The organism is Pseudomonas sp. GL_103, assembly GCF_057835175.1.
This window is the reverse complement of sequence record NZ_CM174420.1, coordinates 4,650,323-4,665,558: the sequence shown is the minus strand read 5'-3', so window position 1 is coordinate 4,665,558 and position 15,236 is coordinate 4,650,323. Positions and strand designations below refer to the sequence as shown.

The window sequence follows — 15,236 nt, the reverse complement described above, 5'->3', positions numbered from 1 at the left end:
GTGCATGGCACTCAGCCTGTATCGGCGAGCTTCGTTGGTCCCATATGGATGTGACGAAGTTTCACCAGAAAAAGGAATCAGGCTTCTCATGGGCGAACTGGCCAAAGAAATCCTCCCGGTCAATATCGAAGACGAGCTGAAGCAGTCCTACCTCGACTACGCGATGAGCGTAATTGTCGGGCGGGCACTGCCGGATGCGCGCGATGGCTTGAAGCCCGTGCACCGGCGCGTGCTGTTCGCGATGAGCGAGCTGGGCAACGACTTCAACAAGCCGTACAAGAAATCTGCCCGTGTTGTCGGTGACGTGATCGGTAAGTATCACCCGCACGGTGATACCGCGGTGTACGACACCATCGTTCGGATGGCGCAGCCATTCTCCCTGCGCTACCTGCTGGTAGACGGCCAGGGCAACTTCGGTTCGGTGGACGGCGACAACGCTGCGGCCATGCGATACACCGAAGTGCGCATGACCAAACTGGCGCACGAGCTGCTGGCTGACCTGCATAAAGAAACCGTGGACTGGGTGCCGAACTACGACGGCACCGAAATGATCCCGGCGGTCATGCCGACCCGTATTCCCAACCTGTTGGTCAACGGCTCCAGCGGTATCGCCGTGGGCATGGCGACCAACATTCCGCCGCACAACCTCGGTGAAGTCATCGACGGTTGCCTGGCGCTCATCGACAATCCCGAGCTGACTGTCGACGAGCTGATGCAATACATCCCCGGTCCGGACTTCCCGACCGCCGCGATCATCAACGGTCGCGCCGGCATCATCGAAGCCTACCGCACCGGTCGCGGCCGCATTTACATGCGTGCCCGCTCGATGATCGAAGACATCGACAAGGTCGGTGGCCGTCAGCAGATCGTCATCACCGAACTCCCTTACCAGCTGAACAAGGCGCGTCTGATCGAGAAGATCGCCGAGCTGGTTAAAGAGAAGAAGCTTGAAGGCATCACCGAACTGCGCGACGAGTCCGACAAGGACGGTATGCGCGTCGTGATCGAGCTGCGTCGCGGTGAAGTGCCTGAGGTCATCCTCAACAACCTCTACGCCCAGACCCAGCTGCAAGCGGTGTTCGGTATCAACATCGTCGCGCTGATCGACGGCCGTCCGCGGATCCTGAACCTCAAGGACCTGCTGGAAGCCTTCGTCCGTCACCGTCGCGAAGTCGTTACCCGCCGTACCGTGTTCGAACTGCGCAAGGCGCGCGAGCGTGGTCACATCCTTGAAGGTCAAGCGGTTGCCCTGTCGAACATCGACCCGGTCATCGCCCTGATCAAGGCGTCGCCAACGCCGTCGGAAGCCAAGGAAGCGCTGATCAGCACGCCTTGGGAATCCTCGGCCGTGGTGGCGATGGTTGAACGTGCCGGCGCCGATTCGTGCCGTCCGGAAAACCTCGATCCGCAATACGGTCTGCGCGACGGCAAGTACTTCCTGTCGCCAGAACAGGCGCAAGCCATTCTGGAACTGCGTCTGCACCGCCTGACCGGTCTGGAACACGAAAAACTGCTGGCCGAGTATCAAGAGATCCTCAACCAGATCGGCGAGCTGATCCGCATCCTCAACAGCGCCACGCGCCTGATGGAAGTGATCCGCGAAGAGCTGGAAGTGATCCGTGCCGAATACGGCGACGTGCGTCGTACCGAAATCCTCGATGCCCGTCTCGACCTGACCCTGGGTGACATGATCCCGGAAGAAGAACGCGTCGTGACCATTTCCCACGGTGGCTACGCCAAGACCCAGCCGCTGGCTGCGTACCAGGCCCAGCGTCGTGGCGGCAAAGGCAAGTCGGCCACCGGCGTCAAGGATGAGGACTACATCGCTCACCTGTTGGTTGCCAACAGCCACACCACGCTGCTGCTGTTCTCCAGCAAGGGCAAGGTGTACTGGCTGAAAACCTACGAAATCCCGGAAGCGTCCCGCGCTGCCCGTGGTCGTCCGCTGGTCAACCTGCTGCCGCTGGACAGTGATGAATACATCACCACCATGCTGCCGGTCGAGGAATACACCGAAGGTCACTTCATCTTCATGGCTACTGCCAAAGGCACCGTGAAGAAGACCCCGCTGGAATCCTTCAGCCGTCAACGCAGCGTCGGCCTGATCGCGCTGGAGCTGGATGAAGGTGACGTACTGATTTCTGCCGCCATTACCGATGGCGAGCGCGAAGTCATGCTGTTCTCCGACGGCGGCAAGGTCACTCGCTTCAAGGAAACCGACGTTCGCGCCATGGGCCGTACCGCTCGCGGCGTCCGCGGCATGCGTCTGCCGGAAGGCCAGAAGCTGATTTCCATGCTGATCCCGGAAGAAGGCAGCCAGATCCTCACCGCTTCGGCGCGTGGCTACGGCAAGCGCACGGCGATCACCGAGTTCCCTGAGTACAAGCGTGGCGGTCAGGGCGTTATCGCCATGGTCAGCAACGAGCGTAACGGCCGTCTGGTCGGTGCGGTCCAGGTGCTCGACGGCGAGGAGATCATGCTGATTTCCGACCAGGGCACCCTGGTGCGTACCCGTGTCGACGAAGTGTCCAGCCTGGGTCGTAACACTCAGGGCGTGACCCTGATCAAGCTGGCCAACGACGAAACACTGGTCGGGCTGGAGCGGGTTCAGGAGCCGTCGGAAGTCGAGGGTGAAGAGCTCGAAGGTGAAGAGGGTGAAGGGTTTGTCGGGGAAGTCGTGATCGACGACGTTGCCGAAGACCAGCAACTCGACGCCGCCGCTGACGAAGAACCACAGGAATAAGCGGGTAAGCAGGGGGCGGATGAAAATTCGCCCCCTTGTTGTTTGTCCTCAAGGAACTGTGGAATTGATTTTAATGTAGGAGCTGTCGAGCGAAGCGAGGCTGCGATCTCTTGATCTGGCTCTTGCTATCACTTGGCATTAAAAGATCGCAGCCTCGCTCTGCTCGACAGCTCCTACAGATTTACTGCGTGATACCACCAAATCAGAGCGAGATTGGATGTGAGCAAGAGAGCCTATAACTTCTGTGCCGGTCCTGCGGCGCTTCCCGAAGCTGTCCTGCAGCGCGCCCAGGGTGAACTCCTCGACTGGCACGGCAAGGGTCTGTCGGTCATGGAAATGAGCCATCGCAGCGATGAGTTCGTGTCCATCGCCACCAAGGCCGAGCAGGATCTGCGTGATCTGCTGAATATCCCCTCGAACTATAAAGTGCTGTTTCTGCAAGGTGGCGCCAGCCAGCAATTCGCTCAGATTCCTCTGAACCTGTTGCCGGAAAACGGCTCTGCCGACTATATCGACACCGGTATCTGGTCGCAGAAAGCCATCGAAGAAGCGTCGCGCTACGGCCATGTCAACGTTGCCGGCACCGCCAAGCCTTACGACTATTTCGCCATCCCGGGCCAGAACGAATGGAAGCTGTCGAAAGACGCGGCCTACGTCCACTACGCGCCGAACGAAACCATCGGCGGCCTGGAATTCCAATGGATTCCCGAGACCGGTGATATCCCGCTGGTCGCCGACATGTCCTCGGACATCCTGTCGCGCCCGGTGGATGTTTCGCGTTTCGGCATGATCTACGCCGGCGCGCAGAAAAACATCGGCCCGAGCGGTATCGTGGTCAACATCGTTCGCGAAGACTTGCTGGGCAAGGCCCGCTCCCTGTGCCCGACTATGCTCAACTATAAGGTCGCGGCCGATAACGGTTCGATGTACAACACCCCGCCGACCCTGGCCTGGTACCTGTCCGGCCTGGTGTTCGAGTGGCTGAAAGAGCAGGGCGGCGTCGAGGCCATCGGTAAGCTCAATGAAGTCAAGCAGCGCACGCTGTACAGCTTCATCGATGCCAGCGGCCTGTACAGCAACCCGATCAACAAGTCGGACCGCTCTTGGATGAACGTGCCGTTCCGCCTGGCTGATGATCGTCTGGACAAGCCGTTCCTGGCCGGTGCCGACGAGCGTGGCCTGTTGAACCTCAAGGGCCACCGTTCCGTGGGCGGCATGCGCGCCTCCATCTATAACGCCGTCGACATCAACGCCGTCAATGCGCTGATTTCGTACATGGCAGAGTTCGAGAAGGAACACGGCTAATGTCTGAGCAAGAACTCAAGGCACTGCGCCTGCGCATTGATGCCCTGGACGAAAAGGTCCTGGAGCTGATCAGTGAGCGTGCGCGCTGCGCCCAGGAAGTCGCGCGAGTAAAGATGGCCTCGCTGGCCGAAGGCGAAGTGCCGGTGTTCTATCGTCCTGAGCGCGAAGCTCAGGTGCTCAAGCGTGTCATGCAGCGTAACCAGGGGCCGCTGGGCAACGAAGAGATGGCGCGGTTGTTCCGTGAAATCATGTCTTCGTGCCTGGCGCTCGAGCAGCCGCTGAAAGTGGCTTACCTCGGCCCTGAAGGCACCTTCACCCAGGCAGCGGCCATGAAGCACTTCGGCCACGCGGTGATCAGCAAGCCGATGGCGGCGATCGACGAAGTGTTCCGTGAAGTGGCGGCGGGGGCGGTGAATTTTGGCGTGGTGCCGGTGGAAAACTCCACCGAAGGTGCGGTCAACCACACCCTCGACAGCTTCCTCGAACATGACATGGTGATCTGCGGCGAAGTCGAGTTGCGTATCCACCATCACCTGTTGGTCGGTGAAAACACCAAGACCGACAGCATCAGCCGCATCTACTCCCACGCCCAGTCCCTGGCTCAGTGCCGCAAGTGGCTGGACGCCCATTACCCGAATGTCGAGCGCGTGGCGGTGTCCAGCAACGCCGAAGCGGCCAAGCGGGTCAAGGGTGAGTGGAACTCGGCGGCAATTGCCGGCGACATGGCGGCCGGCCTGTACGGCTTGACCCGTCTGGCCGAAAAAATCGAGGACCGTCCGGATAACTCCACGCGCTTCCTCATGATCGGCAACCAGGAAGTGCCGCCGACCGGCGACGACAAGACCTCGATCATCGTTTCGATGAGCAACAAGCCTGGTGCGCTTCACGAGCTGCTGGTGCCGTTCCACGACAATGGCATCGACCTGACGCGAATCGAGACTCGTCCGTCGCGCAGCGGTAAATGGACCTACGTGTTCTTCATCGACTTCGTCGGCCACCACCGCGACCCGCTGGTCAAAGGTGTGCTGGAAAAGATCAGTCAGGAAGCAGTGGCACTCAAGGTGCTGGGTTCCTACCCGAAAGCAGTTCTCTAAGGGGCGGTAGCAAATGAGTGGCAATTTCCTCGCTCTGGCACAGCCGGGCGTGCAACAACTTTCGCCTTACGTTCCGGGCAAACCCGTGGACGAACTGGCGCGTGAGCTGGACCTTGATCCAGCCAGCATCGTCAAGCTGGCAAGCAACGAAAATCCGTTGGGCGCCGGTCCCAAGGCGCTGGCGGCGATCCGCGATGCGCTGGTCGAGCTGACCCGTTATCCGGACGGCAACGGTTTTTCCCTCAAGAGCCTGCTGGCTGAGCAGTGCCGCGTCGAGCTCGATCAGGTCACGCTGGGCAACGGTTCCAACGACATCCTGGAGCTGGTTGCGCGTGCCTATCTGGCGCCGGGCCTGAATGCCGTGTTCAGCGAGCATGCGTTCGCGGTCTACCCGATTGCCACCCAGGCGGTCGGCGCACAGGCCAAGGTAGTTCCGGCCAAGGATTGGGGGCACGACCTGCCCGCCATGTTGGCGGCAATCGATGCCAACACCCGCGTGGTGTTCATCGCCAACCCGAACAACCCGACCGGGACCTGGTTCGACGCCGAGGCGCTGGACGAATTCCTGCAGGATGTGCCGGAGCATGTGCTGGTCGTGCTGGACGAGGCTTACATCGAATACGCCGAAGGCAGCGATTTGCCGGATGGCCTGGACTTCCTGGCGGCTTATCCGAACCTGCTGGTTTCCCGCACCTTCTCCAAGGCTTATGGCCTGGCAGCGCTGCGCGTGGGTTACGGCTTGTCCACGGCGGTGGTCGCAGACGTGCTGAACCGTGTACGCCAGCCGTTCAACGTCAACAGCCTGGCTCTGGCCGCAGCCTGTGCAGCGTTGAAGGACGAAGAGTATCTGGCGCAAAGCCGTCAGTTGAACGAGTCCGGCATGCAGCAACTGGAAGCTGGTTTCCGTGAGCTGGGGCTGAGCTGGATTCCGTCCAAAGGCAATTTCATCTGCGTCGATCTCGGTCAGGTCGCGGCCCCGGTGTTCCAGGGCTTGCTGCGTGAAGGCGTGATCGTGCGTCCGGTGGCCAACTACGGCATGCCGAACCACCTGCGCATCACCATTGGCCTGCCGGCAGAGAACAGCCGCTTCCTTGAAGCGCTGACCAAGGTTCTGGCTCGTGGTTGATGTCACTGCGCTGCAATCTGCTGAACCTATGATCGGTCGCCTGGTGGTGGTCGGTCTCGGGTTGATCGGCGGTTCGTTTGCCAAGGGTTTGCGTGAAAGCGGTCTGTGCCGCGAAGTGGTCGGGGTCGATCTCGATCCACAATCGCGTAAGCTCGCGGTCGAGCTGGGTGTGGTGGATCGCTGCGAGGAAGACCTGGGCGTTGCTTGTCAGGGCGCCGACGTCATCCAGCTGGCGGTGCCGATCCTGGCCATGGAGAAAGTGCTCGCGCGTCTGGCGGGCATGGATCTGGGGCAGGCGATCCTGACCGATGTCGGCAGTGCCAAAGGCAATGTGGTGCGTGCTGCCACCGAAGCATTTGGCAAGATGCCGTCATGCTTCGTGCCGGGGCACCCGATTGCCGGTTCCGAGCAAAGCGGGGTGGAAGCCTCCAACGCCGAGCTGTTCCGTCGCCACAAAGTGATCCTGACGCCGCTGGATCAGACCGATCCTGCTGCCCTGGCGGTAGTCGACCGTTTGTGGCGCGAACTGGGCGCCGATGTCGAGCACATGCAGGTCGAGCGTCACGACGAAGTGCTGGCCGCGACCAGCCATCTGCCGCACTTGCTGGCGTTCGGCTTGGTCGATTCCTTGGCCAAGCGCAATGAAAATCTTGAGATCTTCCGTTACGCTGCGGGCGGTTTCCGCGATTTCACAAGAATCGCCGGAAGCGACCCGGTCATGTGGCACGACATCTTCCTCGCCAACCGCGAAGCTGTCCTGCGCACACTCGATACATTTCGCAGCGATCTCGACGCCTTGCGCGACGCGGTCGATGCAGGGGATGGGCACCAATTGTTGGGCGTTTTCACTCGCGCCCGGGTTGCCCGCGAGCATTTCAGTAAAATCCTGGCCCGCAGGGCCTATGTGGACGCTATGAATTCCAACGATCTGATTTTCCTGGCTCAACCTGGTGGCCGCCTGTCCGGTCGGATTCGCGTACCGGGTGACAAATCGATTTCCCACCGTTCGATCATGCTTGGCTCCCTGGCCGAAGGCGTCACCGAAGTCGAAGGCTTCCTCGAGGGCGAAGATGCCCTGGCGACCTTGCAGGCTTTCCGTGACATGGGTGTCGTGATCGAAGGTCCGCACCATGGTCGCGTGACCATTCACGGTGTTGGCCTGCATGGTCTGAAGCCGGCGCCGGGCCCGATCTACCTGGGCAACTCCGGTACTTCGATGCGCCTGCTGTCCGGCCTGTTGGCTGCGCAGAACTTCGACAGCACCTTGACCGGCGACGCTTCGCTGTCCAAGCGCCCGATGAATCGCGTGGCCAATCCGCTGCGTGAAATGGGCGCGGTGATCGAAACCGCCGCCGAAGGTCGTCCGCCGATGACCATTCGCGGTGGCAACAAGCTCAAGGGCCTGACCTACACCATGCCAATGGCCAGTGCCCAGGTTAAGTCCTGCCTGCTGCTGGCCGGTCTGTATGCCGAAGGCAAGACCACGGTTACCGAGCCTGCTCCGACCCGTGACCATACCGAGCGCATGCTGCGAGGCTTCGGCTACCCGGTAACGGTCAACGGCGCGACCGCATCGGTCGAGTCCGGCAACAAGCTGACCGCGACCCACATTGAAGTGCCGGGTGATATCTCGTCCTCGGCGTTCTTCCTGGTGGCGGCATCGATCGCCGAAGGTTCGGAACTGGTGCTGGAACACGTCGGCATCAACCCGACCCGTACCGGTGTGATCGACATCCTGCGCCTGATGGGCGCCGACATCACCCTGGAAAACCAGCGTGAAGTGGGTGGCGAGCCTGTAGCAGACTTGCGCGTACGTGCAGCTAAACTCAAGGGTATCGAGATTCCCGAGGCGCTGGTCCCGCTGGCGATCGACGAGTTCCCGGTGCTGTTCGTCGCTGCCGCCTGTGCCGAAGGGCGCACCGTGTTGCGTGGCGCCGAAGAGCTGCGGGTCAAGGAGTCGGATCGCATCCAGGTCATGGCCGATGGTTTGCTGGCGCTGGGTGTCAAGTGCGAGCCAACCCCGGATGGCATCATCATCGACGGCGGCCAGATCGGCGGCGGTGAAGTGCACGGTCATGGTGATCACCGTATTGCCATGGCGTTCAGCGTTGCTTCGCTGCGCGCCAGTGCGCCGGTTCGCATTCATGATTGCGCCAACGTCGCGACGTCGTTCCCGAATTTCCTGGCGCTGTGCGCACAGGTCGGTATTCGCGTGGCACAAGAGGCACAGTCGTGATCAACATTGCACCGGTCATCACCATTGATGGGCCAAGCGGTTCGGGCAAGGGCACGGTAGCCGGGATTCTGGCCAAGCGCCTGGGCTGGAACCTGCTGGACTCCGGTGCGTTGTACCGACTGCTGGCGTTCGCTGCGCATAACCACGGTGTCGACCTGACCAATGAAGAGCTGCTGAAGAAACTCGCCGCTCATCTGGATGTGCAGTTCATCGCGGCGACGGACGGTCAGTTGCAACGCATCATTCTGGAAGGTGATGAAGTCAGCGATGTCATTCGCACCGAAAGCGTCGGTTCCGGCGCTTCCCAAGTGGCTGCGCTGCCCGCTGTACGCGAGGCGCTGCTGCAGCGCCAGCGGGCTTTTCAGGAGGCGCCGGGTCTTGTGGCGGATGGGCGCGACATGGGTACAGTGGTTTTCCCTGACGCGCCGCTGAAGATTTTTCTGACCGCCAGCGCCGAGGAACGGGCACGCCGTCGATATTTGCAGTTGAAGGGCAAGGTCGAGGGTGTTAGTCTGTCGAGTCTGCTAGATGAGATACGTGCGCGCGATGAGCGTGACACCCAGCGAGCGGTAGCCCCGCTCAAACCGGCGGCTGACGCCATACAGCTGGATTCCACGGAATTATCCATCGACCAGGTGCTGGAACGCATCATGAGCGAGATCGCCATTCGCGATATCGCCGGGTGACCAAGAAGGCCGCAGGGGACCAGTCATAGTCCTGCGGTGGCTTCTTTTAAATGAAACTAACCCACACCGTCTGGGGTGTGGAGATGGGCGTATTCTTCGCCCTCATCGACAGGAATTAAAATGAGCGAAAGCTTTGCGGAACTCTTTGAAGAAAGCCTAAAAACCCTGAACCTTCAGGCAGGCTCCATCATCACCGGTGTTATCGTTGATATCGATTACCAGGCTCGCTGGGTAACCGTTCACGCTGGCCTGAAGTCTGAAGCACTCATCCCGCTTGAGCAGTTCTACAACGACGCTGGCGAACTGAACATCAACGTCGGTGACGAAGTTCACGTTGCTCTGGACTCGGTTGAAGACGGCTTTGGTGAAACCAAGCTGTCCCGTGAAAAAGCCAAGCGCGCTGAATGCTGGATTGTTCTGGAAGCAGCCTTCGCAGCCGAAGAAGTGGTCAAGGGCGTTATCAACGGTAAGGTTAAAGGCGGCTTCACTGTCGACGTTAACGGCATCCGTGCGTTCCTGCCAGGTTCTCTGGTTGACGTCCGTCCAGTGCGCGACACCACGCACCTGGAAGGCAAAGAGCTGGAATTCAAGGTCATCAAGCTGGACCAGAAGCGCAACAACGTTGTCGTTTCCCGTCGTAGCGTCCTGGAAGCCGAGAACTCCGCCGAGCGCGAAGCTCTGCTGGAATCCCTGCAGGAAGGCCAACAAGTCAAAGGTATCGTCAAGAACCTCACCGATTACGGCGCATTCGTCGATCTGGGTGGCGTCGATGGCCTGCTGCACATTACCGACATGGCTTGGAAGCGTATCAAGCATCCTTCCGAAATCGTCAACGTTGGCGATGAGATCGATGTCAAGGTTCTGAAGTACGATCGCGAGCGCAATCGTGTTTCCCTGGGCCTGAAGCAACTGGGCGAAGATCCATGGGTTGCTATCAAAGCTCGTTACCCGGAAAGCACTCGCGTTACCGCGCGTGTAACCAACCTGACCGACTACGGCTGCTTCGCTGAGCTGGAAGAAGGCGTTGAAGGTCTGGTACACGTTTCCGAAATGGACTGGACCAACAAGAACATCCACCCTTCGAAAGTCGTACAAGTCGGCGACGAAGTGGAAGTCATGGTTCTGGACATCGACGAAGAGCGTCGTCGTATCTCCCTGGGCATCAAGCAGTGCAAATCTAACCCATGGGAAGATTTCTCTGGCCAGTTCAACAAGGGCGATAAAATCTCCGGCACCATCAAGTCGATCACCGATTTCGGTATCTTCATTGGTCTGGACGGCGGCATCGACGGTCTGGTTCACCTGTCCGACATCTCCTGGAACGAAGTGGGCGAAGAAGCCGTTCGCCGCTTCAAGAAGGGCGACGAGCTGGACACCGTTATCCTGTCGGTTGACCCAGAGCGCGAGCGCATCTCCCTGGGTATCAAGCAACTGGAAAGCGATCCGTTCTCCGAGTACGTTCAAGAGAACGACAAAGGCGCCATCGTTAAAGGCATCGTGAAGGAAGTTGACGCTAAAGGCGCCATCATCACTCTGGCCGACGATATCGAAGCGACTCTGAAAGCCTCCGAAATCAGCCGTGACCGCGTTGAAGACGCGCGCAACGTTCTGAAAGAAGGCGAAGAAGTAGAAGCCAAGATCATCAGCGTTGACCGCAAGAGCCGTGTAATTCAGCTCTCGATCAAGTCGAAAGACGTTGAAGACGAGAAAGAAGCAATCCAGAGCCTGCGCGACAAGCCAGTAGCTACTGATGCTCCTGTGGCCACCACTCTGGGTGACCTGCTGCGTGCACAAATGGAAAAACAGAACTAAGTTCTGACTTTCTGTAAAAAAGGGCGACTTCGGTCGCCCTTTTTTGTGCCTGGCGTTTGGTGAATTACGTGCGGATGTAGTTGCTTGGTTCGTGAACCAAAAACGTCGAATGGAGGTCTGATTGTTTAGTCGGATCAAGCGCTTATTTGCAGCTAGTCTTTAGCCTGAGGCTAATGATCGCTCGGTAGGCTTTCTGGCAAAGGGATGTGAATGAACAAGCTCATTGTCGCAGTAGCAGTGCTGGCATTGGCGGGTTGTACCACCAACGCCAAAACTCACGTAGTGCGTGGGGTTAGCGGTATTGAGATCGATTGTTCGGGGCTCGGTTCGAAATGGGAGAAGTGTTACAAGCGTGCGGCCAGGGAATGCAAGGGGGTGGGCTACAAGGTTGTGGCAAGGTCTGATGATCTCAAGGAAGAGGAGGAGGGGGAGCTTTTTGGGTTCAATCCGGCGGGTTTCCTGACGCGCACCATGTTGGTGATTTGCCGATGATACAGTGATAGTCCAGAGTCTTCCTGTTCCAGGAATCAAGCATCTTGGGGGGCTGGGACGGATGGAAAAACTCAGGCTGTTCAAAATCATGCGGGCGTGCTAAAACCTTTGAAGCGCTGACCTAGCTGCTTGAAAAAGAAGGGAAAAATATGACGAAGTCGGAGTTGATCGAACGAATTGTCACCCATCAAGGGCTGCTCTCATCCAAGGATGTGGAGCTGGCCATCAAGACCATGCTTGAGCAAATGTCCCAATGTCTGGCTACCGGGGATCGTATCGAGATCCGGGGGTTTGGCAGTTTCTCTCTGCACTACCGCGCACCACGGGTCGGCCGTAATCCGAAAACCGGCCAGTCTGTCAGTCTCGACGGCAAGTTCGTTCCGCATTTCAAGCCGGGTAAAGAACTGCGGGATCGGGTGAATGAGGATGAGGAGGGTTTAGGTGGCGATGAGTTGGCAAGATAAGAGTCGCATCAAGCGATTCATGATCACTGGGCTTGTCTTGTTAATATCAATTACATGCCTTCTCTTCGTACTGGAAAACCAGCAGCTTGTGGTCGTTTCCTTCCTCGGTTTTTCTTCGCCCCAGTTACAAATCTCGATGTTCGGAGTTGCTTCGTTCTTGGTGGGGATGATTTTTGGGGGGGGGATTATGGCAGTTCATTTCTTGGGAGTGAGGAGGCGCGGACGATAGTCTGAGCATAGACTCGCTTGGTGTTTTTTAATTCGCTCGTCCGAGGATTTAATACGGTATTTTGCGTGGGTTGAGAAAGGGGGGCGTTACAGTTTTCTTTATCAACTTGGACTTACGTTGATGATTCTCAAGTGGTCTGGCTTATGTAGTTAACGTAACCGTTTAAGTGAAAAAAAAGGCTAACATTATATGCGTGTCGATTCAAAAAAAGATAATGCTCTGGAAGATTTTGAGTTTCAGAGATTTGTTCGTGCTGTTTTTCGGCAAAAACTTGTTGTTATCGGCTTTACTATTGTAGGTGCTGTTCTCGCAGCGAGCTATGCTTTTCTTGCTACTCCCGTCTATGAGGCGAGGGCTTTTGTGATGCCACCGACTCAGAATGATATATCCAACTTTAACTATGGTCGAATGAGAGAGTCAGAGTTGGTTCCTTACACCGTTAAGGATGTCTATGATATTTACACGCGACATTTACAGGCAGAGTCGCTCCGCATGGATTTTTTTAGCAAGGTTTATTTGCCGAGTTTGTCCTCGGACGAGCGGAAAAAATCCCGAGATGTCCTGTATTCGAAGTTTTCTCAGGTGCTGCGTGTGGTTCCGCCGCTTAGGGAGGCATCTGACAGGTTTTCGGTTGTCGTGCAGATAGCCGATCCTCAGAAGGCCAAGGACTGGGTTACTGAATATGCGGCTCAGGCTGGTGAATTGGCCAAGAGGGAAATGATCAAGAACCTTTCAATTGAGTCTGAGGTTCGGGCTCGTAATTTGGAGCAGCAGATCAGCTCCGCCAGAGAGAAGAGCAGCAGGGCCCGAGAAGATTCGATTGCCAGATTGAGTGAGGCGCTACGGATTGCTGAATCAATCGGTCTGGAGAAGCCGCCTGCGATCACGGTGAGTCAATCAATTATTGCGGGTGGGGAGTCTGGTCAGCTTACGTACATGCGCGGCTCGAAAGCGCTAAAGGCGGAAATTGAGAGTTTGCAGGCTCGCAAGTCCGATGATCCTTTTACGGACCGTTTGCGCGATCTCCAGGACCGATACTATTTCTTTAAAGGACTGAAAACAGAGGCGGCATTGGTATCTGTCTATCGGCAGGATGGGGCGGTGGAGTTGCCAGACAACCCATTGAAACCAAACAAGACCCTGATCCTTGTATTAGGGGTTATTGCTGGCTTGATCACAGGTGTTGCTTTCGTGCTGCTTCGTGGGTTCTTTGCAGTGAGGCCGGAATAGCTGAAATTCAGTTCTTTGTCTGATGTGCATAGGTGGCATATCGCCCAAGGAGGGGTATTTCTACTCTTGGGCTAAGGGTACGGTCCTTAGCAGGTTAGTCGAAATAGATCGGATTTTTGTTGGGACATTGGTGCCAATGATCTCTCTGCTGTCAGTTCTGACAAGAATTTGCTCGAGTGGGAACTCCTTCTCCCAAGCTTCGCATATTTTTCAGGTGTATGGTTGAATGTGTGCAAATGTCGTGATAGGCGAATCTCGATCAGGCATTGGCTGTTGTGTTGCGGCGACTGGCTTTGCAGCTATGGCTCTCAGTGTGTGAGCAACCGAGTGGCGTTCGAGCTCTTCCTTGACTTTCTGGAAATTGTTATGGCTCCTTTAGACGCTTTCGGTATAATTTATGGTTTACACAGCCGTGATGTTCGTTTCTAAAACGCAGGTATTTGAGCGCTTTTTATGAACGACTTAATATTGATGAATGGCAAGGAAAAACAATGCTTAAACTCGAAGATGTAAAGTTGGCCATAGTGGGTCTCGGTTATGTGGGCTTGCCGCTGGCAGTTGAGTTTGGCAAAAAAATGCAAGTGGTCGGATTTGATATCAGTCAGCGTCGAATCGAAGCACTAAAAGCAGGTCATGATGCTACTCTCGAGGTGTCTGATTGTGAGTTGCTCTCTGCATCGGGTTTAAGTTTTAGCTCTGTGCTGGACGAATTGTCTGCATGCAATATATTTATTGTTACCGTTCCAACCCCGATTGATGAACATAAGAGGCCGGATCTGTCTCCTTTGGTGAAAGCCAGCGAGTCGATTGGTCGTGTTTTGAAAAAGGGTGATATCGTTATTTATGAGTCAACGGTCTATCCTGGCGCTACTGAGGAAGACTGTGTTCCTGTGCTGGAAAAAGTATCCGGACTGAAATTCAATGTTGATTTTTATGCAGGCTATAGCCCTGAGCGTATAAATCCTGGCGATAAAGAGCATCGTGTTACTACTATCAAAAAGGTAACTGCTGGGTCCACTCCTGAGGTCGCTGATCTAGTCGATGCTCTGTATAACACAATTATTATCGCCGGAACTCATAAGGCCAAGAGCATCAAAGTTGCTGAGGCAGCAAAGGTTATTGAGAACACGCAGCGCGATTTGAACATTGCCCTGATCAATGAGTTGGCGCTTATTTTTAATAAGATGGGTATCGATACTCAGGCGGTTCTGGAGGCGGCGGGGACGAAGTGGAACTTCTTGCCTTTCCGTCCGGGACTGGTTGGCGGTCACTGCATTGGTGTAGATCCCTATTACCTCACTCATAAAGCTCAGTCCATTGGCTATCATCCTGAGATCATTTTAGCGGGTCGTCGTTTGAATGACAGCATGGGGGCCTATGTGGTCTCTCAACTTGTCAAGGCGATGCTGAAACGTAAAATTCATGTTGATGGTGCTCGTGTCTTGATCATGGGGTTGACGTTCAAAGAAAACTGCCCGGACCTGCGTAACACTAAAATCATCGATATTGTTAATGAGCTCGCAGAATTCAATATTGTTGTTGATGTTTATGATCCGTGGGTAGATGCGGCAGAAGCAATGCACGAGTACTCAATCACTCCAATCGGCCAGCCACAGGTTAATTCTTACGACGGTATAATCCTGGCTGTCGCACATAATGAATTCTCTGCGATGGGGGCCGAGCAAATTCGGAGCCTGGGGAAGGCGGAACACGTTCTCTATGATCTCAAGTACCTGCTGGATGCCTCTCAATCAGATCTGCGTCTCTGAATATTAGGGTCCGTAAGGACCCTGATTCGTTACTGCCAGAAAAAACCAAG

At 56.5% G+C, this 15,236-nt stretch carries 11 protein-coding genes; all 11 read left to right on the top strand.

Features of this window, described 5'->3' with window-relative positions:
* Window positions 1-88: 88 nt before the first annotated feature.
* The 11 genes from gyrA to tviB all read left to right on the top strand — a co-directional run bounded on the left by gyrA (window position 89) and on the right by tviB (window position 15,186).
* Complete coding sequence (gyrA, locus tag AC3IP0_RS20835; RefSeq protein WP_218427600.1) at window positions 89-2,743, top strand: DNA gyrase subunit A; 2,655 nt, start codon at window positions 89-91, stop codon at window positions 2,741-2,743.
* A 219-nt stretch (window positions 2,744-2,962) separates the two neighbouring features.
* Complete coding sequence (gene serC / locus AC3IP0_RS20830; RefSeq protein WP_489316837.1) at window positions 2,963-4,048, top strand: 3-phosphoserine/phosphohydroxythreonine transaminase; 1,086 nt, start codon at window positions 2,963-2,965, stop codon at window positions 4,046-4,048.
* The gene (gene pheA / locus AC3IP0_RS20825; protein ID WP_102700283.1) at window positions 4,048-5,142 is read left to right on the top strand and encodes a prephenate dehydratase; all 1,095 of its coding nucleotides are present in this window, start codon (window positions 4,048-4,050) and stop codon (window positions 5,140-5,142) included. The genes serC and pheA overlap by 1 nt, the downstream gene beginning before the upstream one ends.
* A 13-nt stretch (window positions 5,143-5,155) precedes the next feature.
* Complete coding sequence (hisC, locus tag AC3IP0_RS20820; RefSeq protein ID WP_489316836.1) at window positions 5,156-6,268, top strand: histidinol-phosphate transaminase; 1,113 nt, start codon at window positions 5,156-5,158, stop codon at window positions 6,266-6,268.
* A gap of 28 nt (window positions 6,269-6,296) precedes the next feature.
* Window positions 6,297-8,504 (top strand): bifunctional prephenate dehydrogenase/3-phosphoshikimate 1-carboxyvinyltransferase, encoded by a 2,208-nt coding sequence (locus tag AC3IP0_RS20815; RefSeq protein WP_489327824.1) that lies wholly within the window; start codon window positions 6,297-6,299, stop codon window positions 8,502-8,504.
* On the top strand, window positions 8,501-9,190 hold the full coding sequence (cmk, locus tag AC3IP0_RS20810) for a (d)CMP kinase (RefSeq protein WP_007985391.1): 690 nt from the start codon (window positions 8,501-8,503) through the stop codon (window positions 9,188-9,190). The genes AC3IP0_RS20815 and cmk overlap by 4 nt, the downstream gene beginning before the upstream one ends.
* Window positions 9,191-9,310: 120 nt before the next feature.
* Window positions 9,311-11,002, top strand: a complete 1,692-nt coding sequence (gene rpsA / locus AC3IP0_RS20805; protein ID WP_007973639.1) for a 30S ribosomal protein S1 — start codon at window positions 9,311-9,313, stop codon at window positions 11,000-11,002.
* Between the two features lie 210 nt (window positions 11,003-11,212).
* A complete protein-coding gene (locus AC3IP0_RS20800; protein WP_489325779.1) occupies window positions 11,213-11,494 on the top strand; it encodes a hypothetical protein in 282 nt (93 codons plus the stop codon).
* A 149-nt stretch (window positions 11,495-11,643) separates the two neighbouring features.
* Window positions 11,644-11,958, top strand: coding sequence for an integration host factor subunit beta (ihfB, locus tag AC3IP0_RS20795; protein ID WP_322616235.1), 315 nt, complete (start codon window positions 11,644-11,646; stop codon window positions 11,956-11,958).
* Window positions 11,959-12,376: 418 nt separating this feature from the next.
* On the top strand, window positions 12,377-13,417 hold the full coding sequence (locus tag AC3IP0_RS20790) for an LPS O-antigen chain length determinant protein WzzB (protein ID WP_489325777.1): 1,041 nt from the start codon (window positions 12,377-12,379) through the stop codon (window positions 13,415-13,417).
* Window positions 13,418-13,908: 491 nt separating this feature from the next.
* Window positions 13,909-15,186 (top strand): Vi polysaccharide biosynthesis UDP-N-acetylglucosamine C-6 dehydrogenase TviB, encoded by a 1,278-nt coding sequence (gene tviB, locus AC3IP0_RS20785; RefSeq protein ID WP_489325775.1) that lies wholly within the window; start codon window positions 13,909-13,911, stop codon window positions 15,184-15,186.
* Window positions 15,187-15,236 lie beyond the last annotated feature (50 nt).

Coding starts and splice junctions, on each gene's coding strand:
- gyrA (WP_218427600.1), top strand. CDS start 89: ATGGGCGAACTGGCCAAAGAAATCCTCCCGGTCAATATCGAAGACGAG.
- pheA (WP_102700283.1), top strand. CDS start 4,048: ATGTCTGAGCAAGAACTCAAGGCACTGCGCCTGCGCATTGATGCCCTG.
- hisC (WP_489316836.1), top strand. CDS start 5,156: ATGAGTGGCAATTTCCTCGCTCTGGCACAGCCGGGCGTGCAACAACTT.
- AC3IP0_RS20815 (WP_489327824.1), top strand. CDS start 6,297: ATGATCGGTCGCCTGGTGGTGGTCGGTCTCGGGTTGATCGGCGGTTCG.
- rpsA (WP_007973639.1), top strand. CDS start 9,311: ATGAGCGAAAGCTTTGCGGAACTCTTTGAAGAAAGCCTAAAAACCCTG.
- AC3IP0_RS20800 (WP_489325779.1), top strand. CDS start 11,213: ATGAACAAGCTCATTGTCGCAGTAGCAGTGCTGGCATTGGCGGGTTGT.
- ihfB (WP_322616235.1), top strand. CDS start 11,644: ATGACGAAGTCGGAGTTGATCGAACGAATTGTCACCCATCAAGGGCTG.
- AC3IP0_RS20790 (WP_489325777.1), top strand. CDS start 12,377: ATGCGTGTCGATTCAAAAAAAGATAATGCTCTGGAAGATTTTGAGTTT.
- tviB (WP_489325775.1), top strand. CDS start 13,909: ATGCTTAAACTCGAAGATGTAAAGTTGGCCATAGTGGGTCTCGGTTAT.